The organism is Methylobacterium oryzae, assembly GCF_021398735.1.
Taxonomy (GTDB): domain Bacteria; phylum Pseudomonadota; class Alphaproteobacteria; order Rhizobiales; family Beijerinckiaceae; genus Methylobacterium.
Genome location: NZ_CP090349.1, coordinates 4213384 through 4239689, shown reverse-complemented (window position 1 = coordinate 4239689; position 26306 = coordinate 4213384). Strand labels below are relative to the sequence as shown.

Annotated in this window: 33 protein-coding genes and 1 tRNA gene; 19 read left to right on the top strand and 15 right to left on the bottom strand. The window is 70.6% G+C overall.

Going from position 1 to position 26306, the window contains the following annotated elements; genetic code table 11:
- Nucleotides 1-36: 36 nt before the first annotated feature.
- Together LXM90_RS20265 and LXM90_RS20260 are read right to left on the bottom strand one after the other, a co-directional pair.
- Nucleotides 37-300 carry a hypothetical protein gene (locus LXM90_RS20265; protein ID WP_020093434.1) on the bottom strand — a complete coding sequence of 88 codons (264 nt, stop codon included), beginning with the start codon at nt 298-300 and terminating at the stop codon, nt 37-39.
- Between the two features lie 148 nt (nt 301-448).
- Nucleotides 449-679, bottom strand: a complete 231-nt coding sequence (locus tag LXM90_RS20260; RefSeq protein WP_020093433.1) for a hypothetical protein — start codon at nt 677-679, stop codon at nt 449-451.
- Nucleotides 680-854: 175 nt separating this feature from the next.
- Here LXM90_RS20260 and LXM90_RS20255 point away from each other — a divergent pair, with 175 nt between their 5' ends.
- Complete coding sequence (locus LXM90_RS20255) at nt 855-1871, top strand: NAD-dependent epimerase (RefSeq protein WP_026604971.1); 1017 nt, start codon at nt 855-857, stop codon at nt 1869-1871.
- Between the two features lie 210 nt (nt 1872-2081).
- Nucleotides 2082-2447 carry a c-type cytochrome gene (locus LXM90_RS20250; protein ID WP_020093431.1) on the top strand — a complete coding sequence of 122 codons (366 nt, stop codon included), beginning with the start codon at nt 2082-2084 and terminating at the stop codon, nt 2445-2447.
- 63 nt (nt 2448-2510) lie between these two features.
- On the opposite strand, the gene LXM90_RS20245 is transcribed toward LXM90_RS20250, so the two are convergent.
- From LXM90_RS20245 to LXM90_RS20235, 3 genes are all read right to left on the bottom strand, one after another.
- Nucleotides 2511-3029 (bottom strand): MarR family winged helix-turn-helix transcriptional regulator, encoded by a 519-nt coding sequence (locus LXM90_RS20245; protein WP_020093430.1) that lies wholly within the window; start codon nt 3027-3029, stop codon nt 2511-2513.
- A gap of 129 nt (nt 3030-3158) precedes the next feature.
- Nucleotides 3159-4103 carry a site-specific tyrosine recombinase XerD gene (locus LXM90_RS20240; protein ID WP_020093429.1) on the bottom strand — a complete coding sequence of 315 codons (945 nt, stop codon included), beginning with the start codon at nt 4101-4103 and terminating at the stop codon, nt 3159-3161.
- A complete protein-coding gene (locus LXM90_RS20235; protein ID WP_012317685.1) occupies nt 4100-4252 on the bottom strand; it encodes a hypothetical protein in 153 nt (50 codons plus the stop codon). Before LXM90_RS20235 ends, LXM90_RS20240 begins: the two co-directional genes overlap by 4 nt.
- 244 nt (nt 4253-4496) lie before the next feature.
- Here LXM90_RS20235 and LXM90_RS20230 point away from each other — a divergent pair, with 244 nt between their 5' ends.
- From LXM90_RS20230 to LXM90_RS20220, 3 genes are all read left to right on the top strand, one after another.
- Nucleotides 4497-5120 carry a shikimate kinase gene (locus LXM90_RS20230; RefSeq protein ID WP_020093428.1) on the top strand — a complete coding sequence of 208 codons (624 nt, stop codon included), beginning with the start codon at nt 4497-4499 and terminating at the stop codon, nt 5118-5120.
- A 19-nt stretch (nt 5121-5139) separates the two neighbouring features.
- Entirely contained in the window at nt 5140-6279 is a 1140-nt protein-coding gene (gene aroB, locus LXM90_RS20225; protein ID WP_020093427.1) for a 3-dehydroquinate synthase, read from the top strand.
- A gap of 109 nt (nt 6280-6388) precedes the next feature.
- Nucleotides 6389-6464: transfer RNA gene (locus LXM90_RS20220), tRNA-Thr, on the top strand.
- A gap of 111 nt (nt 6465-6575) precedes the next feature.
- Here LXM90_RS20220 and LXM90_RS20215 read toward each other — a convergent pair.
- The 7 genes from LXM90_RS20215 to LXM90_RS20185 are packed head-to-tail and all read right to left on the bottom strand — an operon-like array spanning nt 6576 to nt 10796.
- Complete coding sequence (locus LXM90_RS20215) at nt 6576-8330, bottom strand: complex I subunit 5 family protein (RefSeq protein WP_234081024.1); 1755 nt, start codon at nt 8328-8330, stop codon at nt 6576-6578.
- 11 nt (nt 8331-8341) lie between these two features.
- Nucleotides 8342-8746: a sodium:proton antiporter gene (locus LXM90_RS20210; RefSeq protein ID WP_234081023.1), complete on the bottom strand. Its 405-nt coding sequence runs from the start codon at nt 8744-8746 to the stop codon at nt 8342-8344.
- Nucleotides 8743-9519 (bottom strand): MnhB domain-containing protein, encoded by a 777-nt coding sequence (locus tag LXM90_RS20205; protein WP_234081022.1) that lies wholly within the window; start codon nt 9517-9519, stop codon nt 8743-8745. The genes LXM90_RS20210 and LXM90_RS20205 overlap by 4 nt, the downstream gene beginning before the upstream one ends.
- Complete coding sequence (locus LXM90_RS20200; protein ID WP_020093423.1) at nt 9516-9767, bottom strand: Na(+)/H(+) antiporter subunit B; 252 nt, start codon at nt 9765-9767, stop codon at nt 9516-9518. Before LXM90_RS20200 ends, LXM90_RS20205 begins: the two co-directional genes overlap by 4 nt.
- Nucleotides 9764-10048: a monovalent cation/H(+) antiporter subunit G gene (locus LXM90_RS20195; RefSeq protein ID WP_020093422.1), complete on the bottom strand. Its 285-nt coding sequence runs from the start codon at nt 10046-10048 to the stop codon at nt 9764-9766. The genes LXM90_RS20200 and LXM90_RS20195 overlap by 4 nt, the downstream gene beginning before the upstream one ends.
- Nucleotides 10045-10296 (bottom strand): monovalent cation/H+ antiporter complex subunit F, encoded by a 252-nt coding sequence (locus tag LXM90_RS20190; RefSeq protein ID WP_020093421.1) that lies wholly within the window; start codon nt 10294-10296, stop codon nt 10045-10047. The genes LXM90_RS20195 and LXM90_RS20190 overlap by 4 nt, the downstream gene beginning before the upstream one ends.
- Nucleotides 10293-10796, bottom strand: a complete 504-nt coding sequence (locus LXM90_RS20185) for a hypothetical protein (RefSeq protein ID WP_020093420.1) — start codon at nt 10794-10796, stop codon at nt 10293-10295. Before LXM90_RS20185 ends, LXM90_RS20190 begins: the two co-directional genes overlap by 4 nt.
- Before the next feature lie 129 nt (nt 10797-10925).
- Between LXM90_RS20185 and LXM90_RS20180 the strand changes: the two genes are divergently transcribed.
- On the top strand, nt 10926-11495 hold the full coding sequence (locus LXM90_RS20180; protein WP_020093419.1) for an NUDIX domain-containing protein: 570 nt from the start codon (nt 10926-10928) through the stop codon (nt 11493-11495).
- Nucleotides 11496-11693: 198 nt separating this feature from the next.
- Nucleotides 11694-12863 (top strand): acetyl-CoA acetyltransferase, encoded by a 1170-nt coding sequence (locus LXM90_RS20175; RefSeq protein ID WP_020093418.1) that lies wholly within the window; start codon nt 11694-11696, stop codon nt 12861-12863.
- 129 nt (nt 12864-12992) lie between these two features.
- On the opposite strand, the gene LXM90_RS20170 is transcribed toward LXM90_RS20175, so the two are convergent.
- The 3 genes from LXM90_RS20170 to LXM90_RS20160 form a co-directional block, all read right to left on the bottom strand.
- On the bottom strand, nt 12993-14282 hold the full coding sequence (locus LXM90_RS20170) for an O-acetylhomoserine aminocarboxypropyltransferase/cysteine synthase family protein (RefSeq protein WP_020093417.1): 1290 nt from the start codon (nt 14280-14282) through the stop codon (nt 12993-12995).
- 58 nt (nt 14283-14340) lie between these two features.
- Nucleotides 14341-14727 carry a response regulator gene (locus LXM90_RS20165; RefSeq protein ID WP_026604970.1) on the bottom strand — a complete coding sequence of 129 codons (387 nt, stop codon included), beginning with the start codon at nt 14725-14727 and terminating at the stop codon, nt 14341-14343.
- A gap of 85 nt (nt 14728-14812) precedes the next feature.
- Nucleotides 14813-15469, bottom strand: coding sequence for an alpha/beta hydrolase (locus tag LXM90_RS20160; RefSeq protein WP_010686946.1), 657 nt, complete (start codon nt 15467-15469; stop codon nt 14813-14815).
- A gap of 273 nt (nt 15470-15742) precedes the next feature.
- Between LXM90_RS20160 and LXM90_RS20155 the strand changes: the two genes are divergently transcribed.
- From LXM90_RS20155 to LXM90_RS20100, 12 genes are all read left to right on the top strand, one after another.
- Complete coding sequence (locus LXM90_RS20155; protein ID WP_020093415.1) at nt 15743-16912, top strand: cysteine desulfurase family protein; 1170 nt, start codon at nt 15743-15745, stop codon at nt 16910-16912.
- Between the two features lie 68 nt (nt 16913-16980).
- Nucleotides 16981-18450, top strand: coding sequence for a Fe-S cluster assembly protein SufB (gene sufB, locus LXM90_RS20150; protein ID WP_026604969.1), 1470 nt, complete (start codon nt 16981-16983; stop codon nt 18448-18450).
- A 25-nt stretch (nt 18451-18475) separates the two neighbouring features.
- Nucleotides 18476-18715 carry a hypothetical protein gene (locus tag LXM90_RS20145; protein ID WP_020093413.1) on the top strand — a complete coding sequence of 80 codons (240 nt, stop codon included), beginning with the start codon at nt 18476-18478 and terminating at the stop codon, nt 18713-18715.
- Nucleotides 18716-18730: 15 nt separating this feature from the next.
- On the top strand, nt 18731-19483 hold the full coding sequence (sufC, locus tag LXM90_RS20140) for a Fe-S cluster assembly ATPase SufC (RefSeq protein ID WP_020093412.1): 753 nt from the start codon (nt 18731-18733) through the stop codon (nt 19481-19483).
- A 3-nt stretch (nt 19484-19486) separates the two neighbouring features.
- Nucleotides 19487-20809 carry a SufB/SufD family protein gene (locus tag LXM90_RS20135; protein WP_020093411.1) on the top strand — a complete coding sequence of 441 codons (1323 nt, stop codon included), beginning with the start codon at nt 19487-19489 and terminating at the stop codon, nt 20807-20809.
- Between the two features lie 203 nt (nt 20810-21012).
- Complete coding sequence (locus tag LXM90_RS20130) at nt 21013-22257, top strand: cysteine desulfurase (protein WP_020093410.1); 1245 nt, start codon at nt 21013-21015, stop codon at nt 22255-22257.
- 50 nt (nt 22258-22307) lie between these two features.
- Entirely contained in the window at nt 22308-22691 is a 384-nt protein-coding gene (locus tag LXM90_RS20125) for an SUF system Fe-S cluster assembly protein (RefSeq protein WP_020093409.1), read from the top strand.
- 261 nt (nt 22692-22952) lie between these two features.
- Complete coding sequence (locus LXM90_RS20120; protein ID WP_234081021.1) at nt 22953-23270, top strand: hypothetical protein; 318 nt, start codon at nt 22953-22955, stop codon at nt 23268-23270.
- 300 nt (nt 23271-23570) lie between these two features.
- On the top strand, nt 23571-23897 hold the full coding sequence (locus LXM90_RS20115; RefSeq protein ID WP_042673770.1) for a hypothetical protein: 327 nt from the start codon (nt 23571-23573) through the stop codon (nt 23895-23897).
- 273 nt (nt 23898-24170) lie between these two features.
- Nucleotides 24171-24422: a hypothetical protein gene (locus LXM90_RS20110; protein ID WP_020093405.1), complete on the top strand. Its 252-nt coding sequence runs from the start codon at nt 24171-24173 to the stop codon at nt 24420-24422.
- Between the two features lie 171 nt (nt 24423-24593).
- Nucleotides 24594-25529 (top strand): ABC transporter ATP-binding protein, encoded by a 936-nt coding sequence (locus tag LXM90_RS20105; RefSeq protein ID WP_026604968.1) that lies wholly within the window; start codon nt 24594-24596, stop codon nt 25527-25529.
- 14 nt (nt 25530-25543) lie between these two features.
- Nucleotides 25544-26305 (top strand): ABC transporter permease, encoded by a 762-nt coding sequence (locus tag LXM90_RS20100; protein ID WP_042673785.1) that lies wholly within the window; start codon nt 25544-25546, stop codon nt 26303-26305.
- Nucleotide 26306 lies beyond the last annotated feature (1 nt).

The following is a 26306-nucleotide window of genomic DNA, read 5'->3' as shown; positions in this document are numbered from 1 at the left end:
TCGGACCAGATGCGGCGCGCCCCCCTGCCTCGGCCCTCAGCCGTGCGCGGCGCGCGCGGCCGGCGCGGTCGGGACCGGGCGCAGCGCCCGCACCTGGCCGGTGGAACCGCCCGCGCGGTGCTGCTTCTCCATCGCCATGAGCGGCCGCAGCTCGGGCTCGGCGAAATCGAGGAGCTTGGCGTTGCGCCAGCGCGGCTTGCCGGAGCCGCGGCCGAACCAGCGGGGGCGCTCCTCCTCGACCAGGAGCACCAGCCGCCCTGTCCAGGTCTTCCGGAACCAGAAACGCCCTGTCAGAGACATCGTCCCATCCTCGCCGTCGAGCCGCCCCCGGTCTGGCCGCCTCAATAGCGAACTTGGCTGTTCGCGTACTGATTGAGGACGCGGGCGAACAGGCGCACCACCGATATCCACAGCGTCACGCCGGGACTGCGGGGGACTCGGGGCACGGTCAGTGCGCGATATGCCGGACCGACAGCGCCAGCACGACGAGCCAGACGAGCCCCGAGAGACCGAACACGAAGCCGCGGAGGATCGCCGCTTCCAGCGCCGCGTGTGCGGAGCGCGGCTCCGAAGCCCGCTCCCTCCGCGAAGGCTCGGGACGCGCCCGGACCGGGCGCTGCTCCGGCACGGTGAGCAGGCGGGTCAGGCTGTCGGGGAGCGGTCTCGGATCGGGCTGCACGGCAGCCGCGAGCCTAGCGCGTCACGCGCCCGCACGACAGGCCGCTCGGAGCGTCGGCAGGCTCATGTCGGCAGGCTCATGTCGGCAGGCTCATGTCGGGCACCGATTTGTCGCGCCCATACCCCATGCTACAGCTCGCCCCCCGGGCGGCCAGTCAGCCCGTCGGTCCGCGCGCATGTCCCTGCCACCTGTTCTGATCACCGGCGTGGCCGGCTTCATCGGGAACCAGCTCGCCCTGCGCCTCCTCGAGGACGGCCGGCAGGTCGTCGGGCTGGACAGCGTCAACGCCTATTACGACGTGCGCCTCAAGGAAGCCCGGCTGCAACGCCTCGCGGATTTCCCGGGCTACAGCTTCGCGCGCCTCGACCTCGCCGACCGCGACGGCCTCGACGCGCTGTTCCGCCGCCACGCGTTCCGCACGGTGATCCACCTCGCGGCCCAGGCCGGCGTGCGCTACTCGCTCACCGATCCGCACGCCTACGCGGCGAGCAACCTCGTCGGCTTCCTGAACATCCTCGAGGCCTGCCGCCACGGCGGCGTGGGACACCTCCTCTACGCGTCCTCCAGCTCCGTCTACGGCGGCGTCACCGCGATGCCGTTCTCGGTGCACCAGAACGTCGACCATCCGCTCAGCCTCTACGCCGCGACCAAGAAGGCGAACGAGCTGATGGCGCACAGCTACAGCCATCTCTACGGCCTGCCGACGACGGGCCTGCGCTTCTTCACCGTCTACGGCCCCTGGGGCCGGCCCGACATGGCGCTGTACCTGTTCACCCGCGCGATCCTGGCGGGCGAACCGATCCGCGTGTTCAACGAAGGGCGGATGCTCCGGGACTTCACCTACATCGACGACATCGTCGCGGGGATCCGGGCCCTGGCCGACCGGCCGGCCGCGCCCGACCCCGCGTGGAGCGGCGCGGCGCCGGATCCCGGGACCAGCTCCGCCCCCTACAGGATCTACAACATCGGCAACAACGAGCCGGTGGCGCTCCTGGATATGATCGCGCTCCTCGAGGACGCCCTGGGCCGCAAGGCGGAGAAGATCCTCCTGCCGATGCAGCCCGGGGACGTCCCGGCGACCTACGCCGACATCGACGACCTCGTGCGGGACGCCGGCTTCCGGCCCGCCACGCCCCTGAAGACCGGGATCGGGCGCTTCGTCGACTGGTATCGGACCTATCACGGGATCTGAGGGAACGGCGCCGCGCGCCGTCGCACGGAGCCAATCCGTTCACGCGGTGTTGAGTGGGGCGGCGGCCCGCAGCAGCCGCCAACCGGCCCCGGATGACGGCTATCCCAGACTGGGCCGTTGCGCGCGCCGGGCACATTCATTTAGAGCTGTTCCAGGCAGGCAAGCTCTGCCCGCATCGCTGCCCAAGCGGCGGCCAACAGGAGGAAATCCATGCGTTCACTCGTTTTCGGCGCCGTCCTTGCCGTCGTGATGCCTCTCGCCGCGCAGGCCCAGGACGCCGGCGACGCCGCGGCCGGCGAGAAGGCGTTCGCCCCCTGCAAGGCGTGCCACAACTTCCAGAAGAACGGCGTGGGTCCCGACCTGAAGGGCGTCGTCGGCCGCAAGGCGGGCACCTACGAGGGCTACAACTACTCCGCCGCCCTGAAGAACTCCGGCATCACCTGGGACGAGGCCAACCTGCACGAGTGGCTGAAGAACCCGAAGGCGAAGGTGCCCGGCACCAAGATGATCTTCCAGGGCTACCCCGACGACAAGAAGATCAACGACGTCATCGCCTACCTCAAGACGCAGTCCTGAGAGGCGAAGATCGGCACGAACCGGGAGCGGCCGCCCGGCCGCTCCCGGGGCTCCGGCCGCGTCCTAGTCGGGCGTGAGGCCGGCCTGCAGGCTCAGCCTGAGCGTGACGAGATCCTGAAGCAGGTCCTTGCGGCCCTGGATATCGAGACCGGTCATGCCCCCCGCCTCGTCGGGCAGGCAGGCGAGTTCCTCGCGCAGGGCCTCGCCGGCGGCGGTGAGGAAGATGCTGACCTGACGCTCGTCGACCCGGTCGCGGGCGCGGCGCACGCGCCCGGAGGCTTCCAGGCGCTTCAGGAGCGGCGTCAGCGTACCCGAATCCAGGAACAGGCGGTTCCCGATCTCCTTGACCGACAATCCGTCCTGCTCCCACAAGACCAGCAGGACGAGGTATTGCGGATAGGTCAGTTCGTGGCGACCCAGGAGGTTGCGGTAGGCGCGGCCGAAGGCGTGCGCGGCGGCGTAGACCGCGAAGCACAGCTGGTTGTCGAGGCGCTGCCGCTCCCGCTGCGAAAGCTGGTCGGCACGCGTGTGCCCCGCTCGATCCGGCTCGATGCCGATCTGCGAGGCCGTGGGGCCTGACATAGGAAAACTCTCTCTGGTAAAGGCTGGCTCGCGTACCGGTATGGCGAGGGGCTACTTCTAGGCAGTTCGCTAAACGTATACAATTGGGGCGACCGACCGAGAGTTGCCACACCATCCGCCCGGCAGCGCTCAGCCATCCATCAGCGGATGCAGATCGCGGACCATCGCCTTCAGGCGCTCGTCGAGGACGTGCGTGTAGATCTGCGTCGTCGAGATGTCGGCGTGGCCGAGCAGCTCCTGGACGATGCGCAGGTCGGCGCCGTTCTGCAGGAGGTGACTCGCGAAGGCGTGGCGGAGCACGTGGGGGCTCACCCGATCCGGGTGGAGCCCCGCCGCCGGGGCCAGCACCTTGAGATCGCGGGCGAAGGCCTGACGGGTGAGATAGCCGCTGTCGCTGTCGGCGGGAAACAGCCACGGGTTGTCCTCCGGCACGGCCGGAAGATGCGCCGCCATCGCGGTGCGGGCCGCATCGGTCAGGGGCACGAGGCGCTCGCGGCCGCCCTTGCCCTTGACGATGAGGTAGCGCTCGCGCGTCGCGCCCGCCGCGCGGGGCAGGGCGACCAGTTCCGAGACGCGCAGGCCCGTGGCGTAGAGCAGCTCGAGCAGGCACGCCATCCGGCGTGCCCGCCGGGCTGGGCCGGGGGCCTGATCGGCGCTGGCGGCCGCCTGCGCCGTGGCGAGCAGCCGGTCGACCTCCGCGATGGACAGGACCTTGGGGAGCGCGCGCCCGCGGCGCGGACCGGACACCGCGACGCTCGGATCGCTCTCGGCGCCGCCTTCGGCGTAGAGGAACTTGTGGAAACCGCGCACGCAGGACAGGCGCCGCGCCGCCGAGGACGCCTTCAGGCCCCGGGTCTCGAGGTCGATCAGGAAGGCCCGCAGCGTGCCGGCCTCCACGTCGCCGAGCGCCGTGCCCGAGCGCGCGAGATAGTCGAGGTAATCGTCCAGGTCCCGGCGGTAGGCGCTCAGGGTGTTCAGCCCGGCACCGCGCTCGGCGGCCAGCATGTCGAGGTACTCGGCGACCTCGGGGCGGGGCGCCCGGGCGGCGTCGCCGCTGCCCTCCGGCCCGCTCAACGGTTGCCCGGCTGCAGCTTCGAGGCGGGGATGGTCACGCTCATCTCCCGCGGCGTCGGCTGGACGAAATGCGCGAGCGCGAACATGGCCGCGTAGACCAGACCCGCCAGGATCGCGAGGGTGGCAAAGAAACGGAACAGGGTCGGCACGTCGGTCGAACCTCGGGCAGACGGGCGCTGGCGGCGGGGAGGGGGCGGGCGAAGGCCTTCTCCGAGCCGCCGCCGATGCCCGGGTTCGACCACGTGAACGAGGCGCTGACAAGGCCCACGACGACACAGGGATGCGTTTCGCAGGCCGCTTGAATCGCGCTAAGAGCCTGCCGCAGGATGTGAGGCTGCCCGGGCGACAGGCGCGCGGGGGCCGGTGGAGAGGCGGGGACGCCGCACGGATGCGATGCAGGAGTCGATGCAGGAGGCCATGAGCGGGGAGGAGGCGGGGGAACCGATCGAGGCGCGTCTGCGCCGCGCGCTCGGCCTGCGCTCGATCGTGCTCGTGGGCCTCATGGGAGCGGGCAAGAGCACCGTCGGCCGACGTCTGGCGAGCCGCCTCGGGCTGATCTTCAAGGATGCCGACATCGAGATCGAGGCCGCGGCCGGCCTGACGATCCCCGACATCTTCGCGATCTACGGCGAGCCGAGCTTCCGCGACGGCGAGGAGCGGGTGATCTCGCGCCTGCTGCGGGCCGGCCCGCTGGTCCTGGCGACGGGCGGCGGCGCCTACCTGCGCGAGGCGACCCGCGCGCGCATCGCTGAATCGGCGGTCTCCGTCTGGCTGAAGGCCGATCTGGACGTGCTGATGCGGCGGGTCCGCAAGCGCGGCAACCGCCCGCTGCTGCAGACCGAGGATCCCGAGGCGACGATGCGCGACCTGATGGCCGTGCGCCACCCGGTCTACGCCGCCGCCGACGTGATGGTCATCTCGCGGGAGGTCTCGCACGACCGGGTCGTCCAGGACGTGCTGGAGGCGCTGGATGCCCATCTCAGCGGCGAAGGATCCATCCCCGTGGCCGCCCAGTGAGACCCGAGCGAACCGATCCATGACCGAGCCCCGTCCGGACCTCCTGACCGTCCACGTGCCCCTCGACGCCGGCCGCGCCTACGACATCCAGATCGGGCGCGGGCTGATCGACACCGCCGGCACCGCGGTCGCCGCGCTCGGGGCCCGCCGGGCGGCGATCGTGACGGACGCGACGGTCGGCGCGCTCTACGCCGCGCGGCTGCGGACCAGCCTGGAGCGCGCCGGCCTCCAGGCGGGCGTGGTGACGGTGGCGCCGGGCGAGGCCTCCAAATCCTACGCGGGCTACGCGGAGGTCTGCGACGGTCTGCTCGCCCTCAAGGTCGAGCGCGGCGACCTCGTCGTGGCGCTGGGCGGCGGCGTGGTCGGCGACCTCGCGGGCTTCGCGGCTGCCACCCTGCGGCGCGGCGTGCGCTTCGTGCAGGTGCCGACGAGCCTGCTCGCGCAGGTCGATTCCTCGGTCGGCGGCAAGACCGGCATCAACGCGCCGCTGGGCAAGAACCTGATCGGCGCCTTCCACCAGCCGCGCCTCGTCCTGGCCGACACGGCCGCCCTCGACACCCTGTCCGAGCGCGAGATGCGCGCCGGCTACGCCGAGGTCGCCAAGTACGGGCTGATCGCCGATCCGGGCTTCTTCGACTGGTGCGAGGCGAACTGGCGCGGGATCTTCGCCGGCGGCCCGGAGCGCGAGCAGGCGGTCGCCGCCTGCTGCCGGGCCAAGGCCGCGGTGGTCACCCGCGACGAGCGGGAGGACGGCGAGCGTGCGCTGCTCAATCTCGGTCACACCTTCGGCCACGCCCTGGAGCGCCTGACCGGCTACGATTCCGCCCGCCTGGTCCATGGCGAGGGCGTCGCGATCGGGATGGCGCTCGCCTTCCGCTTCTCGGCACGCCTCGGGCTCTGCGCGGGACAGGATGCGGGCCGGGTCGCCAACCATCTCGCGCTCGCCGGCCTGCCGACCCGTCTGCAGGCCGTTCCAGGCGGGTGCGGCGACGCCGAGGCGCTCCTCGACGCGATGACCCAGGACAAGAAGGTCCGCGACGGCGCGCTGACCTTCATCCTCGCTCGGGGGATCGGCCAGAGCTTCATCGCCCCCGGCGTGGACCGGGCGGAGGTGGCGGCGTTCCTGCAGGATGAATTGGCGTCGGACCAAGCCGCCTGACGCCCGCGAGCGCCGGCTGTGGCCTTGCCTAACGCAGGCCGGGCCGCTATGAGCCTGCCACGTCCGGCGCCGGTCACCGCGCGCCGCCGACGGTCCCGTCGGGGCCAGGGCCGCAATAGCTCAGCTGGTAGAGCACCTCATTCGTAATGAGGGGGTCGGGGGTTCGAATCCCTCTTGCGGCACCATTTCCCCCAGGCGTTTCCCGAAAGCATACTCGAGCGAGCCGCTGGCCGATGGCCTGTGCCGGCTCGAGCCCGCGTGAGCCCCTCGGCTGAGGCGCGCGGCGACCGGCGCGCTCAGGCTATGGCCAGCACGGCCGCGATCGCCGCCACGCCCACGGCGAGCCAGGCGGCGTAATCGCCGATCAAGCCGCTATGGAGCATTTCCAGCACGCGGGTCGGCGCCGATTGCGTCGCGCTGACCGGCCGGACCACGAACGCAGGCAGGTGTCTGCGGAACAGCCCGAAGCCCGCGCCGGCCAGGGCGGCGGCGACCGAGGCCCAGGGGAGCCAGCCGGGCCCCTCCGCCAGCGCGTGCACGGTCGGCCGGTGCATGAAGGCCGACGCCGCCCGCGGGAGGGCGTGCTCGATGAGAGCCGCCGGCAGACCGATATCGAGCGCGAGGAGAAGGCAGCACGGCGCCAGCATCAGCCAGAGCGGCCGGTTGGCCTTCTCGCGCTCGTCCGCGCTCGGGGCGCCGGCTTCGTCGCCGGGATCGGACCCGAGCCCGAGGAAGATCCGGCCCGCGGCCCGCAGCACCGCGGCCCCGGTCAGCGCCGCGCCGATGGCACCGGCCGCCAGCGCCACCCCGTACCCCTGCTGCCAGAGCGCGCCCTGGACGAGGCGCGTGCCCTGGTCGAGCACGCCGAGGGGCAGGCCGCAGAGCAGCAGCCCGGCCAGGGCCATGGCGATGCCGGCGGGCCAGATCCCCCGTCCGAGGCCGCGCAGGGCGATCTCGTCGATGCTGGCCTGGGTGGCGAGCAGGATGCCGGCGATCATGAACAGGGCGCCCTTCACCAGCCCGTGCCCGACCACATAGACGAGCATCCCGCCGGTCCCGTCGACCGAGAGGGCGCCGAGGCCGGTGAGCATGATGCCGGCATGCGAGATGGTCGAGAAGGCGAGCAGCCGCTTGAGGTGCCGCTGCAGCAGCGCCATCCAGCCGCCCAGGAGGGCGGTGAAGCTGCCCAGGCCGATGAGGAGCCCCGGCAGGGCGTGCTGGACCTGATCGGAGCCGCCGAACGCGACGGCGCTCACCTTCGCGAGGCCGAACAGGCCGAGCGAGACCATCGATCCGGAGAAGATCACCGAGACCGGGCTCGGCGCGACCGCGTGCGCGTCGGCGAGCCAGAACTGGAACGGCACGATCGCGCCTTTGATCATCAGGGCGGCCGCGACGAGGCAGAACGCCCCGGCCACCACCGGATCCCGGCCGCCCCGCGCCACCGCCGCCGCGATGCCCTCGAAGTCGAGCGTGCCGGTCTGGGCGTAGATCAGCCCGATGCCGCCGAGCATCAGGAAGCCCGCGAGGCTGTTCACCACCGTGAAGTTGATGGCGCCCGCCAGCGACGACTCCGCCAGGTGGTAGGCCGTGAGCGCGAAGGCCGCGACGCTCATCACCTCGAACCACACGAACAGGTTGAACATGTCGCGGGTGAAGCAGAACCCGACCATGGCGGCCAGGAACAGCAGCATCAGGATGTGGAAGTGGCCGTGGGTGCGGTCGAAGAAGCCCCAGGCGAACACGAAGGTCAGCGCGTAGAGCAGCCCGATGAAGGCCGCGACCCAGCCGCTGGCCTCGTCCACCGAGAAGCCGATCCCGAGATGGACGCCGTCGCGCGGCTCCCAGCCGCCGAACCAGTAGACCAGCGGCCCGTCGGCGGCGTGTGTGGCGATGACGCCGCAGAGCACCGCGACGGTGAGCGCCGCCAGCGTCGCCAGGATGTCGGGCAGGCGGCCGGGCAGGACGTGCGCGGTCGCCAGCATCGCGGCGCAGACCACGAGCGGGACGGCGACGGGCAGGGGCAGGAGGGCGGCCGGGAAGGCGGTCACGGGGCGTTCCGCTACGCGTCGCGCACGCGGCCGGATCCCGCATCGCGCCCGGACTTGCCGCCCGCGCGCATCGGCCGGAGCTTCTCCGGGTCCAGGCTGCCGCCGCGCTTGTAGGCCTGGATGGTCAGGACGAGGAGGAGGGCGGTGAGCGTCGCGCCGACCACGATGTCGGTGAGCACCAGCGCCTGCATCACCGGGTCCACGGCGGGCGTCCCCGGCGGATGGTCGTAGAAGATCGGCGCGATGCTGCCCCAGCGATAGCCGAGGCCGAGCAGCAGCACGTAGGTCGCCGATTGGCACACGCCGAGGCAGCCCACGAGGTGGATGAAGTTGCGGCTCGTGGCGATGCCGTAGAGGCCGATCCCGAACAGCCACGCGGCGACACCGTAGGGCAGGACACTGGTGACCGCACTCACGCGGATTCCTCCCCCGGCTCCTCGGGCGCGTCGGCCGCGCGGGTCTCCTCCATGAATTCCAGGAAGAGCTGCGTGAAGCCGCCCATCACCGCGAGGGCGACGCCGAGATTCTCGACCAGCATCAGGCCGCCCGAGAACAGGTCGCGGAAGGTGCCGAGCGGCAGGATGTTCTGCATGAAGGCGGCGCCGGTGAGCATCGGCACCAGCCCGCACAGCGCGAAGAGCAGCGCGCCGCCCCCCTCCAGCGCGTCGAGCCAGTGGCTGCGGATGGCGTCGCGCCAGCCGGCATAGCCCTCGCCGAGGTAGATCAGCAGGGTTCCGGAGGCGAGGATGACGCCGCCCTGGAAGCCGCCGCCGGGCGTGACGGTCGCGTGCAGCACGACGTAGAGGCCGAACAGCGCGGTGAGCGGGCCGGCGACGCGGCACGCCAGCACCACCGCCTCGGAGCGCGGGATCACGGCCCGGCCGGGCCGGCGCATGGCGCGCTCGGAGCTGCCTTCGCCGCGCCGCCCGCGCAGCAGCACCACCGTCCCGGTGATGGCGGCGAGCAGCATGAATTCCTCGCCGAGGGTGTCGAGGCCGCGCAGGTCGAAGTTGATGGCACTCACCATGTTGGCGACGTGCCGGGCCTCCGGGACAATCGCGTTGATGCGCGCGCCGTACTGGGCGATCGTCGATCCGAAGGGCGGCAGGCCGGCGATCACCGCGGCCGCGCCCGGGAGGAGGACGAGGCCCGCGACGGCCAGGAGCGCGACGCGGGCGCGCGGGCTCACGATTCCTCCTCGGGCGGCTGCGTCCGCACGGCCATCAGGGCCACGAGGAAGAGGAGCGGCACCGCCGCCGAACCGACCGCCAGCTCCGAGAGCGCGACGTCGGGGGCCTGGAGGGCGTCGAACAGGATCGCCAGGACGAGCCCGTTGACCGCGATGGCGAAGACCTGCCGCGCGGGGTCGCGCACGAGGACCACGGCGGTGCCGGAGACCGCGGTGAGCAGGAAGAGCAGCGGCAGGATGACCGTCATGCCGAGCGGCCCTCGCGCATCAGCACGGCCCGGCCCGAGACGTGCGACAGGACCGCCGCCCAGGCGAGGAACACCACCATCATCACCAGGATCTTGAGCGAGCGCCCGGAGACGCCGTCCGCGAGGAAGGCCGCCACCGTCACGAGGATCGAGGCCGCCACGTTCAGGAACGCGAGGGCGTGAATCCGGTCGAGCGCCCGGGGCAGGCGCCAGAGGGCGAGGGCCGCGAGCCACGCGGACGCCACGGCGAGAGCCAGGACCGAGCCGATCGCGACGCTCATATCCAGCGCTCCAGGAAGACCGCGAGCAGCATCGTGCCGGGCAGGTTGAGCAGGACCAGGGTGAGGGCGAGATCGGTGATCGACGCCTGATCGGTGGCGAAAGCCATGAGCGTCAGGATCAGGACCGTGACGCTGCCGGCGAGCTGGTAGGCGGCGAAACGCTGACCGGGTCTGCCCCGCCACGCGAGCACCGCGGCCACCGCGAGCGGCGGCAGCAGCGCCAGGATGGCGACCGTCCAGACGCTCATCGCGCCTCCTCCAGGCCGTGCGTCACCACGGTTCCGTGCGCGCGGTCGAGGGTGAGCACGTAGCTGTCGGGGGCGAGCGACGCGGCCAGAAGCCCGACCGCCCGAGCGGCCGGCGCCGCGTCGCCCTCCGGCGTGGCCCAGGCGATCTCGGCGGCGCTCCGCTCGCGGGTCGCGCCGCCGCCGGCGCGACCGAGGATCGCGCGCAGGAGGTGCAGCCCGACGCGGGCGGTCTGGCGCGGCATGTCGCGGACGGCCGGGCCGAGCGGGTGGAGCGACGCCCGGTCGAAGCGGAAGCGCAGCCCGCCGCGCCGTCCGACGCCCCACCACCAGAGCGTGCCGAGACTGGCGCATCCGACGGCGGCCATCCCCTCGTTCAGGCTCACCGAGCCGGCGAAGACCATGTAGGTGAGGGCGAGGACGACCCAGATCGCTGCGCCGTCGCGCCGCGAACGCTTCCGGATCCCGCCGATCGGTCCTGCCTGCGTCGATCCTGCCCGCATCGATCCTGACCGGCGCGCCCCGCGGAAGCGTGACCATGTGCGTGTCCGACCAAACGTGGCCGCGGTCGTCGGCGTTCCCGGAACCCGGGGACACGGTTCCGTGTAGGGCGATGAGGAGTGGGCGTGCACATGAAAGCCGAGATCCTCACTATCCGCTTCGTCCACGAGGGCTGGAGCCGCTTCGGGATCGCGCGGGTGCGCCTCGCCGATGGGGCCGTCGTCGAGCGCGAGATCGAGGACCACGGCGACTCGGTCGGGATCCTGCCCTACGACCCGGAGCGGAAGGTCGCGACGCTCGTGCGCGAGCTGCGGGTGCCGCCGCTTTTCGCGGCCGGCGAGCAGGTCCAGCTGGAGGCACCGGCGGGCCTGATCGACGGCGGCAGCCCGGAGGAGAACGCCCGCCGGGAGGCGCTGGAGGAGGTGGGCCTTCGCCTGCGGGCGCTCGAGTTCGTCGGCGCCACCTATTCCTGCGCCAGCCTGACCACCGAGAAGATCCATCTCTACCTCGCGCCCTACGGCCGGGCGGATCGCGCGGAGGCGGGTGGCGGAGCCGAGGGCGAGCACGAGAACATCCGGGTGGTCGAGATGCCGCTGGCCGAGCTCGCCGCACGCGCCGACCGCGCCGCGATCACCGACCTGAAGACGCTGGCCCTGATCCTGGCGCTCCGCGCACGCCATCCCGAGGTGTTCGCCCCGTGAGAGGCCGCCGCGCGCTCGGCCGCGCGCTGCTGACCGCGCTGGTGCTGGTCGGCGTCGCGTGGGTCGCCTTCCACCTGCGCTGAGCGGGCCCGAGCGGCCCTCCTCCGGACGGGTCCGGCGCGTCGAAGAACCCGCGCCCTGTCTTGATCGCCGGCCGCGGCGGGCCCATCGTCCTGTCCACACACGGGAGGTCACCGGATGACGCGCGCCTGCATCGTGGGCTGGGCCCACACCCCCTTCGGCAAGCTCGAGGAGCCCGATGTCGAGGGGCTGATCGCCCGGGTCTCGGGCGAGGCGCTGGCCCATGCCGGCGTCGAGGAGTCGCAGGTCGACGGCATCTACGTGGGCTCGATGAACACCGGCTTCTCGAAGCAGGGCTTCGAGGGCTCGCTGGTGGCGGTGAACCGGCCGGGCCTCGCCCACGCGCCGGCGACCCACCTGGAGAACGCCTGCGCCACCGGGTCGGCGGCGCTCTACGCGGCCCTCGACTTCGTCGACAGCGGCCGCGGCCGCGTGGCCCTGGTGATCGGCGCCGAGAAGATGACCGCCAAGACCGTCGCTGAGACCGGCGACATCCTGCTGGGCGCCTCCTACCGTAAGGAGGAGGCCGACATCGAGGGCGGCTTCGCGGGCGTGTTCGGGCGGATCGCGGCGGGCTACTTCCAGCGCTACGGCGACCGCAGCGAGGAGCTGGCCCGCATCGCCGCCAAGAACCACAGCAACGGCGTCGGCAACCCCTACGCGCAGTTGCGCAAGGACCTCGGCTTCGACTTCTGCAACCGGGTCTCGGAGAAGAACCCCTACGTGGCCGCCCCCCTGCGGCGCACGGACTGCTCGCTGATCTCGGACGGGGCGGCGGCGCTTGTGGTGGCCGATGCCGAGACCGTCGAGGGCCTGGAGCGGGCGATCGGCTTCCGCGCCCGGGCGCACGTCAATGACATCCTGCCCCTGTCCCGCCGCGACCCGGTGGAGTTCAAGGGCGCGCGAATGGCCTGGGAGAGGGCGCGGGCCCAGGCCGGGATCGCCAACGAGGACCTCTCCTTCGTGGAGACCCACGACTGCTTCACGATCGCCGAGCTGATCGAGTACGAGGCGATGGGCCTCGCCGCGCCGGGCGAGGGCTACCGCGTGGTGCGCGAGGGGCTCGCCGAGAAGGGGGGCCGGCTGCCGATCAACCCGTCCGGCGGGTTGAAGGCCAAGGGTCACCCCGTGGGGGCGACCGGCGTGTCGATGCACGTCATGGCGTGCCTCCAGCTCATGGGCGAGGCCGGGGAGATGCAGGTGCCCGGGGCGGAGCTCGCCGGGATCTTCAACATGGGCGGCGCGGCGGTGGCCAACTACGTGTCGATCCTGGAGCGGCGGCGCTGAGGCCATCCCGGTTGCGGCCAATCCCTGCCCGCCGTGGCCGTCCTCGCGGGCGGCGCGACGCAATCCAGCGGTGTCAGGATCGTCGAGATCGCGCGGCTCTGGGTCGCTTCGCCGTGCTCGCGATGACGACTAGAGGCGATCCAGCGCCTGCTGGAGATCGGCGATCAGGTCGGCCTCGTTCTCCAGCCCGATCGACAACCGCACGGTCTCGGGCCCGACCTGCGCGGCGGCCTTCTCGTGCTCCGGCAGCTGCCGGTGCGTGGTCGAGGACGGGTGGATCGCCAGCGACTTGATCTCGCCGATGTTCACCAAGTGGGAGATCAGCTCCAGGCCGGCGATGAACCGCAGCGCCGCCGGCTCGCCGCCCTTCAGCGCGAAAGTGAAGATCGAGCCCGGCCCGTCCGGGGTGTAGCGGCAGGCGAGGTCCTCGCCGGTCTGGCCCGGCAACATCGGGTAGCTCACCCAGGCCACGGCCGGGTGATCCTTCAGGAAGGCCGCCACCGCCCGCGCGTTGGCGCAATGCCGCTCCATACGCAGCGGCAGGGTCTCGATCCCCATGAGCGTCAGGAACGCGTTCATCGGCGACAGGCCGGGCCCGAGGTCCCGCAGGCCGAAGAACCGGCACGCCGCCGCGAAGGGGGTCGCCGGGAAGGCCTCGGTGAGCACCAGCCCGTCATAGTCCGGCCAGGGCTCGGTGATCAGGTTGTAGCCGCCGGCCTTCGCCCAGTCGAAGCGGCCGGCGTCGCAGATCACGCCGCCGATGGTCTGGCCGGAGCCGCTCAGGAACTTCGAGGTGGAGTGCCAGACGATGTCGGCGCCGTGCTCGATCGGCCGGATCAGGGCCGGCGAGGCGAGGGTGTTGTCGACGACGAGCGGCAGGTTGTGGCGGCGGGCCACCGCGGCGATGCCGTCGAGGTCTACCACCGAAGCGCAGGGGTTCACGATCGATTCGCAGAAGATGGCCCGGCAGTCCGGGGTGATCGCGGCCTCGAAATCCTCCGGGGCCATACCGCGCGCGAAGCGCGGCTTCAGGTCGTAGCGCCCGTCGAGCCGGCGCATCAGGCCCAGCGACCCGCCGAACAGGCGCGGGGACGCGACGTAGGCGTCGCCGCTCTTCAGCAGCGTCATGAGAATCAACTGCATGGCCGACTGTCCGGAGGACACCGCCACGCCCGCCTTCGCGCCCTCGAGGTCGGCGATCCGGCGCTCCAGCGCGGCGACGGTCGGATTGGATCCGCGCGAGTAGGAGAAGCCGGTCCGGCGGCCCGCGAAGATGTCGGCGGCCTGCTCAGTCGAGTCGAAGACGAAGCCGTTGGTGAAGTAGATCGGCTGGACCCGGGCGCCCGTTGCGGGATCGGGCGCCGCGCCGGCGTGGATGGCCCGGGTCGCGAAGCGGTGCGGTCGGTTCTGGTCCGTCATGGCTCTCGGTCGGGTGTTCAGGGCCCGGACCGGGTGTCAGCCCGAGCGGATCCGTGCGTCAAGCCGCGCGGCGGATGAAGGCCTGCAGGGTCCGGACCAGGGTGGTCGGCTCGTAGGGCTTCGGGATGAACCGCGCGCCCTCCGGCATGTCGTTGGGACCGGGCGTGCCCATGCCCGACACCACCAGCACGGGAATCGACGGCCAGCGATGCGCGACGAGGCGCGCCAGGGCGAAGCCGTCCATCGACCCCTGCGGCATGTCGACGTCGGTCATCAGGACCCCGACGTCGTCGCGGTTCTCCAGAACCTTCAGCGCCTTGTCGGCATGCGTCGCCTCGACGACGGTGAAGCCCGCATCCGCGAGGGTGTCCGAGGCCTCCATCAGAAGGAGGCCGTCATCTTCCACGAGGAGAACGACGGGGTGGTCGGACGGGCTATCTGACATCAGACCTGCGAAGGTGCGTCTCAATTTCGAAACCCGCGCCCTATTCCTCCGGGGCTCCCCCCGTCAAGGCGCGGGGCCGGATCCGTCAGGCCGCCTCCTCGCGCTTGCCGAGGCGCTTGTCGAGGTAGGTGTCGACCGTCTGGGTCAGTTCCTCGACCTTGCCGTCGAAGAAATGGTTGGCCCCCTCGACCATCTGGTGCTCGATGATGACGCCCTTCTGGGTCTTCACCTTCTCGATCACCGGCATGACCTCGCGGGCGGGCGCCACGCGATCCTCGGAGCCGTGCACGAACAGGCCGGAGGAGGGGCAGGGGGCCAGGAAGGTGAAGTCGTAGCGGTTCGCCATGGCGGCGATGGAGATGAAGCCTTCGATCTCGGGGCGGCGCATCAGGAGCTGCATCCCGATCCACGAGCCGAAGGACACGCCCGCGATCCAGCAGGACTTCGCCTCCGGGTTGACCGACTGCACCCAGTCGAGGGCGGCCGCGGCGTCCGACAGCTCGCCCGAGCCGTGGTCGAACGAGCCCTGGCTGCGCCCGACTCCGCGGAAATTGAAGCGCAGGGCCGCGAAACCGCGATTGGCGAACGTGTAAAACAGGTTGTACACGATCTGATTGTTCATCGTGCCCCCGAACTGGGGGTGCGGGTGCAGGATGATGGCGATCGGCGCGCCGCGCTTCTTGGGGGCTTGGTAACGGCCTTCCAGGCGGCCGGCCGGGCCGGTGAAGATCACTTCGGGCATCGCTCGTCTCTCGCTCCGGAGATCGCCCGCCGGGCTATCAGCCCGGCGGCGCAGCAGCCTTGACTCGTCGCGCGCGCACCATAAAAGCAGTCTTAGAACAGTTCTAGGCGATTAGAACTGTTCTAAACAACCCGTCCGAAGCACCGCGTTGGCTGCCACGCCGACCGTGCCGGGTCGGCGGGATCTCATTGTCTCGGCGCGCCTTAGCACGGCGAGCCGGCGCGCGGGCAAGGAATTGTGACGCGCCGCAGCAGAGGGCTTAACGGAACGCGGATGAGCCGGGCACGCGCCTATCTCGACTACAACGCCACCGCGCCGGTCCGCCCGGACGTCGCGGAGGCGGTCGCGCGCGCGCTCACGCTCCCCGGGAACCCGTCCTCGATCCACGCGGAGGGGCGGGCGGCCCGGGCCGCCCTCGAAGCGGCCCGCACCCAGGTGGCGGCGCTCGTGAACGCCCAGCCCGAGCAGGTCGTCTTCACCAGCGGCGGAACCGAGGCGGCAAACGCGGTCCTGTCGGGCGCCCTCCGTCGCGGCGGCGCGGCGGCCCCGAGGCGGCTGCTCCACTCCGCCACGGAGCATCCCTGCGTCGCGGCCGGTCACCGGTTCCCGGACGCGGCCGTCGAGGAAGTCCCGGTCACCGCCGAGGGCGTGGTCGATCTCGCCGCCCTGGAGGCGCGCCTGGGTGCTCTCGCCGACGAGACCCTGCTCCTCTCGGTCCACGCCGCCAACAACGAGACCGGCGCGGTGCAGCCGCTGGCCGAGATCGTCGGCCTGGCGCGGGCGCACGGCCGGACCCTGGTTCACAGCGACGCCGTGCAGGCCGTCGGCAAGATCCCCCTCGACATGGCGGCGCTCGGCCTCGACGCGCTGACCCTCTCGGGCCACAAGTTCGCGGCGCCCAAGGGGGTCGGCGCGCTGGTCCTGGCCGAGGGCGTCAGCCTGGAGAGCGCCTTCCTGCGCGGGGGCGGCCAGGAGCGGCGGCTGCGCTGCGGCACCGAGTGCCTGCCGGCCATCGTCGGCATGGGTGAGGCTGCCCGGATCGCCCGCGCGGCGCTCGACGCGGAGGCCGCGCGCCTCTCCGCGCTCCGGGACCGGGTCGAGGCCGGCGTGCGCACCATGGCGCCGGACGCGGTGGTGTTCGCCGCCGGGGCGCCGCGCCTGCCCAACACCCTGAGTTTCTCGGTCCCGGGGCTCGACGCGCCCTCGGCCCTGATCGCCCTCGACCTCGCCGGCGTGGCGGTGTCGTCGGGCTCGGCCTGCTCGTCGGGCAAGGTCGCGCGCTCGGCGACGCTCGCCGCGATGGGCGTCGGTTCCGACCTCGCCGGGGGGGCGCTGCGCGTCAGCCTCGGCTGGAACACGGTGGACGAGGAGGTGGCATGCTTCCTCGACGCCTTCGAACGGGTCTTGGAGACCCTATATAGACGGCGAGGCCAGGCGGCCTGAGCGCCGCCCCCCCGCTTTCCGACAGACGCTTCCCGGTCCTTGACGCCGGAGATGCCTAGGAGACGCTGATGCCTGCTGTGCAGGAAACCATTGATCGGGTCCGCTCGATCGACCTCGACCAGTACAAGTACGGGTTCGAGACCACGATCGAGATGGAGAAGTCCGAGAAGGGCATCTCCGAGGACGTCGTCCGCTTCATCTCGGCCAAGAAGAACGAGCCCGCGTGGCTGCTGGAGTGGCGCCTCGACGCCTACCGGCGCTGGCTGACCATGAAGGAGCCGGAGTGGGCCCGCGTCTCCTACGACAAGGTCGACTATAACGACATCTACTACTACGCCGCCCCGAAGCGGCAGGGCCCGGAATCGCTCGATGAGATCGATCCCGAGATCCTGAAGACCTACGAGAAGCTCGGCATCCCGCTGCGCGAGGTCGAGGTGCTGGAAGGCATCGCGCCGGAGCGCCGCGTCGCGGTCGACGCCGTGTTCGACTCGGTCTCGGTCGCCACCACCTTCAAGAAGGAGCTGGAGAAGGCCGGCGTGATCTTCATGCCGATCTCCGAGGCGGTGCGCGAGCATCCCGAGCTCGTGCAGAAGTACCTCGGCTCGGTCGTGCCGGTGACCGACAACTTCTTCGCGACGCTGAACTCGGCCGTCTTCTCCGACGGGTCGTTCGTCTACATCCCGCCGGGCGTGCGCTGCCCGATGGAGCTGTCGACCTACTTCCGCATCAACGAGCGCGACACCGGCCAGTTCGAGCGCACGCTGATCATCGCCGACAAGGGCTCCTACGTCTCGTATCTCGAGGGCTGCACCGCCCCGAAGCGCGACGACAACCAGCTCCACGCCGCGGTGGTCGAGCTCGTCGCCCTGGATGATGCCGAGATCAAGTACTCGACCGTTCAGAACTGGTACCCGGGCGACAACGAGGGCAAGGGCGGCATCTACAACTTCGTGACGAAGCGCGGCGACTGCCGCGGCGCCCGCTCGAAGATCTCGTGGACCCAGGTCGAGACCGGCTCGGCGATCACCTGGAAGTACCCGTCCTGCATCCTGCGCGGCGACGATTCCCGCGGCGAGTTCTACTCGATCGCGGTGTCGAACGGCATGCAGCAGGTCGATTCCGGCACCAAGATGATCCATCTCGGCAAGAACACGACGAGCCGGATCATCTCGAAGGGCATCTCGGCCGGCCGGTCGCAGAACACCTACCGGGGCCTCGTCTCGGCGCACCGGAAGGCCAAGGGCGCGCGCAACTTCACGAACTGCGACTCCCTGCTGATCGGCGATCAGTGCGGCGCGCACACCGTGCCCTACATCGAGTCGAAGAACGCCTCGGCCGTCTTCGAGCACGAGGCGACGACCTCGAAGATCTCCGAGGAGCAGAAGTTCTACTGCCAGCAGCGCGGCCTCTCCGAGGAGGAGGCGACCGCGCTCATCGTCAACGGCTTCGTGCGGGACGTGCTGCAGCAGCTGCCGATGGAGTTCGCCGTCGAGGCCCAAAAGCTGATCTCGATCAGCCTGGAAGGCTCGGTGGGCTGACCGCCTGGGCGGATACGACGACGACGTGCTGCGCGCGGCCCATCGGCACAGCGCGCGGCACGCCGACGAGGTCAGGAGCAGCGTCCTGTGCGGATGCTTCTTCTGCCTCGAGGTTTTCGCGCCGGACGAGATCGCGGGCTGGATCGCCGATGAGGGCACCGCCCTCTGTCCCCGGTGCGGCATCGACGCGGTGATCGGCGACCTCTCCGGCTACCCGGCCGGGAGCGCCGCGTTCCTGCGGGCGATGCGGGACGAATGGTTTTGAAGGACTTGGACTGACATGCTGGAAATCAAGAACCTCGTCGTGCAGATCGAGGACAACCGCATCCTGAACGGCCTCAACCTGACCGTGAACGACGGCGAGGTCGCGGCGATCATGGGCCCGAACGGCTCGGGCAAGTCGACCCTCTCCTACGTCATCGCCGGCAAGGAGGATTACGAGGTTCTCGACGGCGAGATCCTGCTCGACGGGCAGAACGTTCTGGAGATGGCCGCCGACGAGCGCGCCGCGGCCGGCATCTTCCTGGCCTTCCAGTACCCGCTGGAGATCCCCGGCGTCGGCACCATGACCTTCCTCAAGGCCTGCCTGAACGCGCAGCGCAAGGCGCGCGGCGAGGCCGAGCTGTCGACCCCCGACTTCATCCGGGCGGTGAACGGCGCGGCCGACAAGCTCGAGATCAACAAGGAGATGCTCAAGCGCGCCCTCAACGTCGGCTTCTCCGGCGGCGAGAAGAAGCGCATGGAGATCCTCCAGATGGCGCTGCTGCAGCCGAAGTTCTGCGTGCTCGATGAGACCGATTCCGGCCTCGACATCGACGCCCTGCGGATCGTCTCCGAGGGCGTGAACGCGCTCCGCGACCAGGGCCGCTCGTTCCTGGTGATCACCCACTACCAGCGCCTGCTCAACCACATCGTGCCCGACACCGTGCACGTCATGTCGAAGGGTCAGATCGTGAAGACCGGCGGCAAGGAGCTCGCCCTCGAGCTCGAGGCCTCCGGCTACGCCGAGTACCGCACCGGGGAGGCGGCCTGAGCCATGGCCGACGTCACGAACCTCCGCTCCCCCGCCGAGGCCGGCCTGTCGAAGCTGTTCGAGTCGGCCCGCCAGAGCTTCGCCAGCGAGAAGGCGATCGCCCGCGAGGAGGCGTTCCGCTTCTTCGAGGCGACCGGCCTGCCGAGCCGGCGGGTCGAGGCCTTCAAGTACACGGACCTGCGCGCCGCCATCACGGAGGCCGCGCCCCCGGCCGAGGCGCCGAGCCTCGACGTCGCCCAGGCGGCCGTCGCCGGGGCGAAGGGCTTCGCCGGCATCGAGGCCGCGCGCCTGACCTTCGTGAACGGCCATCTCGTCCGCGAGCTGTCGGATCTCGACCGGATCCCCGAGGGGGTCACGGTCGTCCCGATGTCCGAGGCGCTGACCGAGGCGCATGTCGACCTGAAGCAGCTCGCCCCGGTGGCGCAGGCCCGGGAGAACCCGGTCTACCAGCTCAACACCGCCTTCCTGGCGGACGGCGCGCTGATCAAGGTCTCGCCCGGGGCGAAGCCGGCGCGGCCGCTGCACCTGCGCTTCGTGGGCGCCGGGAACACGCCGTTCTCGACGGCGACCCGCGTGCTCGTCCAGATCGGCGAGGGCGCGGAGTTCGGTCTCCTGGAGAGCCACGAGGGCCCGGACGGGCTCACCTGCCAGCCGAACGACGCCCTCGACGTGGTGGTCGGCCCCAAGGCCGCCTTCCGGCACACCCGCCTGAACAAGCAGGGCGACGCCGCCATCGCGCTCTCGACCCTGTCGCTCAAGGTCGAGGCCGAGGGTCAGGTCGAGACCGTGAACCTCGTGACCGGAGCGGTCCTGTCGCGCCACCAGATCTTCGTCCACGTCGCGGGCGACGACACCAACGTCGTGGTCAACGGCGCCGCCATGCTGCGCAAGGGCCAGCTCGCCGACTCGACGCTGCTCGCCGACCATGCCGCGGTCGGCGGCGTCGGCCGCGAGCAGTTCAAGTGGATCATCGACGGCGACGCCACCGGCGTGTTCCAGGGCAAGATCATCGTCCGTCAGGCCGCCCAGCAGACCGACGGCAAGATGAAGTCCGACTGCCTCCTCCTCACCGACGAGGGGCAGATGATGAACAAGCCGGAGCTGGAGATCTTCGCCGACGACGTGGCCTGCGGCCACGGGGCCACCTGCGGCGCCCCGGACGAGGATCTGCTGTTCTACCTGATGGCCCGCGGCCTTCCGCGCGCGACCGCCGAGAGCCTGCTCGTGCAGGCCTTCGTGGGCGAGGCCGTGGAGGCGGTCACGCACGAGGGCGCCCGCACGGCGCTGATCGGCGAGATCGAGGCCTGGCTGAAGGCGCGCGGCTGATCGTCCCGGCCGGTTCCGCTCCGCGGACCGGCCCTTCTCGAGACCTGATCCCGTCCTGAGGTCACCGCGGCAGCGGGCCCTACAGGCGGGATCCGGGGATCGCAACGCTAGCTGGAGGCCTCCTTCGAGGCCTCCGCTTCGCTCCGGCACCTCAGGATGAGGGCTGTTCCCGGGATCGGCGAAGTCTTCGGAAGGTCGCGACCATGAACGCACCCGTCCTCACCCCCGCCTACGACGTCGAGGCGATCCGGAAGGATTTCCCGATCCTGTCGCAGCAGGTCTACGGCAAGCCGCTCGTCTACCTCGACAACGCCGCCTCGGCGCAGAAGCCCCGGCAGGTGATCGACGCGATGGTCTCCTGCATGGAGACCGGCTACGCCAACGTCCATCGCGGCCTGCACTACATGGCGAACGCCGCCACCGAGGGCTTCGAGGGCGCGCGCGAGACCACGCGCCAGTTCCTCAACGCCGCCTCGACGGACGAGATCATCTTCACCCGCAACGCCACCGAGGCCTACAACCTCGTGGCCTCGTCGATGGGCTGGGCCGGCCTGATCGGGGAGGGGGACGAGATCATCCTCTCGATCATGGAGCACCACTCCAACATCGTGCCCTGGCACTTCCTGCGCGAGCGCCGGGGCGCCGTGATCAAGTGGGCCCCGGTCGACGACCAGGGCAATTTCCTTATCGAGGAGTACGAGAAGCTGTTCTCGCCGCGCACCAAGATGGTGGCGATCACCCACATGTCGAACGTGCTCGGCACGGTGACGCCGGCCGCCGAGATCGTGCGCATCGCCCACGCCCACGGCGTGCCGGTCCTGCTCGACGGGGCCCAGAGCGCGGTGCACCAGCCGGTCGACGTGCGGGCGGTCGATTGCGACTTCTTCGTCTTCACCGGCCACAAGGTCTACGGCCCGACCGGAATCGGCGTGCTCTACGGCAAGAAGGAATGGCTGGAGCGCCTGCCGCCCTACCAGGGCGGCGGCGAGATGATCCGGACGGTCAGCGAGGACGCGATCACCTACAACGATCCGCCCCACCGGTTCGAGGCCGGCACCCCGGCAATCATCGAGGCGGTCGGTCTCGGCGCCGCGCTCGAGTACATGATGAATCTCGGGCGCGACGCGATCGCCGCCCACGAGGCGAAGCTCACGGCCTACGCGCAGGAGCGCCTCGGCGCGATGAATTCCCTGCGCCTCATCGGCACCGCACCGGGCAAGGGCGGCGTGATCGCCTTCGAGATGAAGGGTGCGCACGCCCACGACATCGCCACGGTGATCGACCGGCAGGGCGTGGCGGTGCGGGCCGGGACCCACTGCGCGATGCCGCTGCTCAACCGCTTCGGCGTCACCTCGACCTGCCGCGCCTCGTTCGGGCTTTACAACACGACCGCCGAGATCGATGCCCTTGCCGAGGCGCTCGGCAGAGCAGAAATGCTGTTCACCTGATACTGGGATGAGGCTGGTCCCGCCCGCGCGGGCCCGGGGAGAGTGAAGCGATGAGCACCGACGCCACCATCACGGGCGGCAAGAACGCCCCCGACGTCGCCGGCGACTCGACGATCCCGCAGGCGGAACTGGACCGCCTGACCGACGACATCGTCGCGGCGCTGAAGACGGTCTACGATCCCGAGATCCCGGCCGACATCTACGAGCTCGGGCTGATCTACAAGGTCGATATCGGCGACGATCGCGTCGTCGCGATCGACATGACCCTCACGGCGCCCGGCTGCCCGGTCGCGGGCGAGATGCCCGGCTGGGTTGAGAACGCGGTGTCCGCCGTGCCGGGGGTCCAGTCCTGCGCGGTGACCATGGTCTTCGACCCGCCGTGGGACCAGAGCCGCATGTCCGACGAGGCCCGCGTCGCCCTCGACATGTGGTAGCGCCCCCGCGGAGCGTCACGGCTTCCCGAAGGGACTCCCGGGCGCGACGCGCGGACCCTGCGCGGCGCCCGATCGTCGTGGCACGGGAAAGGCTCGCACCGCGCCCCGGTCGCGGGCGGCGAGTGTCGACGCCGGCGCGATCTGCGGACTTCTACGCAGCCGTTAAGGCCCCGCTAACCATGACCCCGCAGATCGGTGGCGACCGCCGCGAGGGCGGCCTCTCCTCGATACAGTTGGTGGAAGCGGATGGCTGCGGGCTACGTGGTCGCGGCGTTCTTGGAGGCGGCCGGGCTGGCCGGCCTCGTGATCGCCGTGCTCAAGATGCGGACGGAGCGGCGGGCGCGGGCCGCGGACTTGCGGAGCTTCCTTCGCTCCGGACAGATCCCGATTGTCGAGACCGGGGGAATGCGCCGTCCCGCGGACGCTGCCGCGCGGCTGATCGCCGTCCCGTACACGACCGGCCGGGGCGGTGCTCCGGAGGCTCGGCCGTCGGCCGCCCGCGCGGCGCTCGGACGCGCCTTCACGTCCGGGGGCGCGGTGCCGCGCGCCGGGTTGACCGGCGCAATCAGCGCAGGATGACGTCGAGGCCGCTGCCGAGCAGGACCACGGCGCTGAGCGTCAGCATGAACTTCAGGTCTTCGAGACGGGCGCTCATGATCGATTCTCGATGTTCGGCTGGTTGGCCGCCGTTCCGATGACCGATGATCACCAGATTAACGAATTTTTCGCGAGTCCTTTCAGGATCCGTTAGGGATTTACCGACGGTTTCCGTTCGCTAACGTTACCGATGTGTTAACGCCTCTTCCGGAGCCGTCGGCTCATTCTGGTCCGGCGGGGCGGCACGATCTGCGCCGGCCGGAACTCACGAAGGTTCGAGCCATGTCTCCACGTCCGCGCACAACCTTCGGGCGGGCCGTCGACTGGATGTTTCGCGACAGGACCACCGGCGCGATCACCGTGGCGCAGTGGCCGAACCTGCCGCTCTGGCTCTTCGCGGGCCTGAGCCTCGCGGCTTGGCTGGCCCGGGACAGGGGAGAGCTGGCCCCCTGGCTGCCGGCCTCCTCTCTGTCCTTCGGGGCCGATATCGCGCTGACATGGTGGGCGATCGACGAGCTCCTGCGCGGCGTGAATCCCTGGCGCCGGATCCTCGGTGCAGCGACCCTGATCGGCCTGGCCGCGCTGATCACGCTTCGGCGAGCGGCCTAATGCCGGAACCATGCTACCGGCAATTGTATTTCTGGATGTTGATTCGGAACGGAGGCTGAACCGACTTCGCCGATTACAGATGAGCGGCACAAGATCTCGGTCCGGGGTGGCTGTCCGCGCGTTCTGGACAGTGCGGCCCTGCCAAGCTGATACCATAACGGTAGGTTGCACCCGCCGAGAAAGTGTGGATGGTCGTGCCGCGCGCCGCGTGAGCAGCGTCTGTGGGCATCCCGTGCATCCGAGCTCGGCCGAAGGACTGGTTTCGAAGAGATCATGACGGACGCGGGCGGATTCGATCTCGACGGCACGGCGAACTCCGCTCACGAGCGGGAAGTGCTGCTTCGCCAGATCGCCCACGCGCTGAACGTCCCGGTCTCGATCTTCCGCGGGCCGCCGGGGTCCCCGGCAGCCGGCGGCCCGAGCGCCGCGGAATGCGCCGCCCTGCTGACCGCGTTCTCGCGCATCGAGGATCCGGATCTCCGCAAGGAGTGCCTCGCGCTGGCGGAGCGCCTCGGCCGCCGGTGAGCCGCGGGCGCCCTCGCGGTGCGGTGGCGCACACGGGCTCGGTCAGCGCCGGTCATTCACCATGCTATAGGGGCGCCCGCCGCCGGAGGCGTCCCGCTCGGCCGGCCCCTCGCGTGTCCGGTGCCTGAGCATGGCTGCCGGACCCGTGCACGCTCCCGCTCGCACCAGGCTCTGATGCCGATTATCTCCATCTCGAAGCTGTCGAAGACCTACACGTCCGGCTTCACAGCCCTGCGTGACATCGACCTCGCCATCGAGCGCGGTGAGATCTTCGCGCTGCTCGGTCCGAACGGAGCGGGCAAATCCACGCTCATCAACATCGTCTGCGGGATCGTCACCGCGAGTGCGGGGACCGTCCTGGTCGACGGCCACGATATCGCGGCGGATTACCGCGCCGCGCGCCGGGCCATCGGGCTCGTCCCGCAGGAACTCACCACCGACGCCTTCGAGACGGTGCTGAACACCGTGAGCTTCTCCCGCGGCCTGTTCGGGCTGCGGCCGGATCCCGGGCATATCGAGCGGATCCTCCGGGCGCTGTCCCTCTGGGACAAGCGCGACAGCCGGCTGATGACCCTGTCGGGCGGCATGAAGCGGCGGGTGCTTATCGCCAAGGCGCTGTCGCACGAGCCCCGGGTGCTGTTCCTCGACGAGCCCACGGCGGGCGTCGACGTGGAGCTGCGCCAGGACATGTGGCGCCTCGTGCGCGACCTGCGCCAGCAGGGTGTCACCGTCATCCTCACCACCCACTATATCGAGGAGGCCGAGGAGATGGCCGACCGCATCGGCGTGATCCGCCGGGGCGAGATCATCCTCGTGGAGGAGAAGGCCGCGCTGATGCGCAAGCTCGGGCGCAAGCAGCTGACGCTCCACCTCCAGCAGCCGATCGCCGCCGTACCGCCGGAACTCGCCGATTACGGCCTGGCGCTCGGCGGGGAGGGGACCGAGCTGGTCTACACCTACGACACCCGCGCCGAGCGCACCGGCATCACCGGGCTCCTGACCGGCCTCGCGGCGGCGGGCATCCGCTTCAACGACCTCCACACCGAGCAGAGCTCGCTGGAGGACATCTTCGTCGGCCTCGTGCGCGAGGAGAGGGCACAGGCATGAGCGCGGCGTTCAGCATGAACTGGCCGGCGATCCGGGCCATCTACCTGTTCGAGATGGGACGCTTCTGGCGCACCGCCGGGCAGAGCATCCTGGCCCCGGTCATCTCGACGACCCTGTACTTCGTGGTGTTCGGCGCGGCGATCGGCTCCCGGGTCTCGGCGGTCGACGACGTGCCCTACGGGCTGTTCATCGTGCCCGGCCTGATCATGCTCTCGCTGCTGACGCAGAGCATCTCCAACGCCTCGTTCGGCATCTACTTCCCGCGCTTCGCCGGCACGATCTACGAGATCCTGTCGGCGCCGATCTCGCCGCTGGAGGTGGTGCTGGGCTTCGTCGGCGCCGCGGCCTCGAAGTCGATCCTGATCGGGCTGATCATCCTGGCGACCTCGGCCCTGTTCGTGCCGCTGCGGATCGACCACCCGCTCTGGATGATCGGCTTCCTGCTGCTCACCGCGGTGACGTTCAGCCTGTTCGGCTTCGTCATCGGCCTGTGGGCGGACGGGTTCGAGAAGCTGCAGCTGGTCCCGCTCCTCGTCGTGACCCCGCTCACCTTCCTGGGCGGCAGCTTCTACGCGATCAGCATGCTGCCGCCGTTCTGGCACGCGGTGAGCCTGCTGAACCCGGTCGTGTACCTGATCAGCGGGTTCCGCTGGGCGTTCTTCGGCAAGGCGGACGTGAACATCGCGGTCAGCCTCGGCATGACCGCGCTGTTCCTGGTGATCTGCCTCGGCCTCGTGACCTACATCTTCCGCACGGGCTACCGGCTGAAGAGCTGAG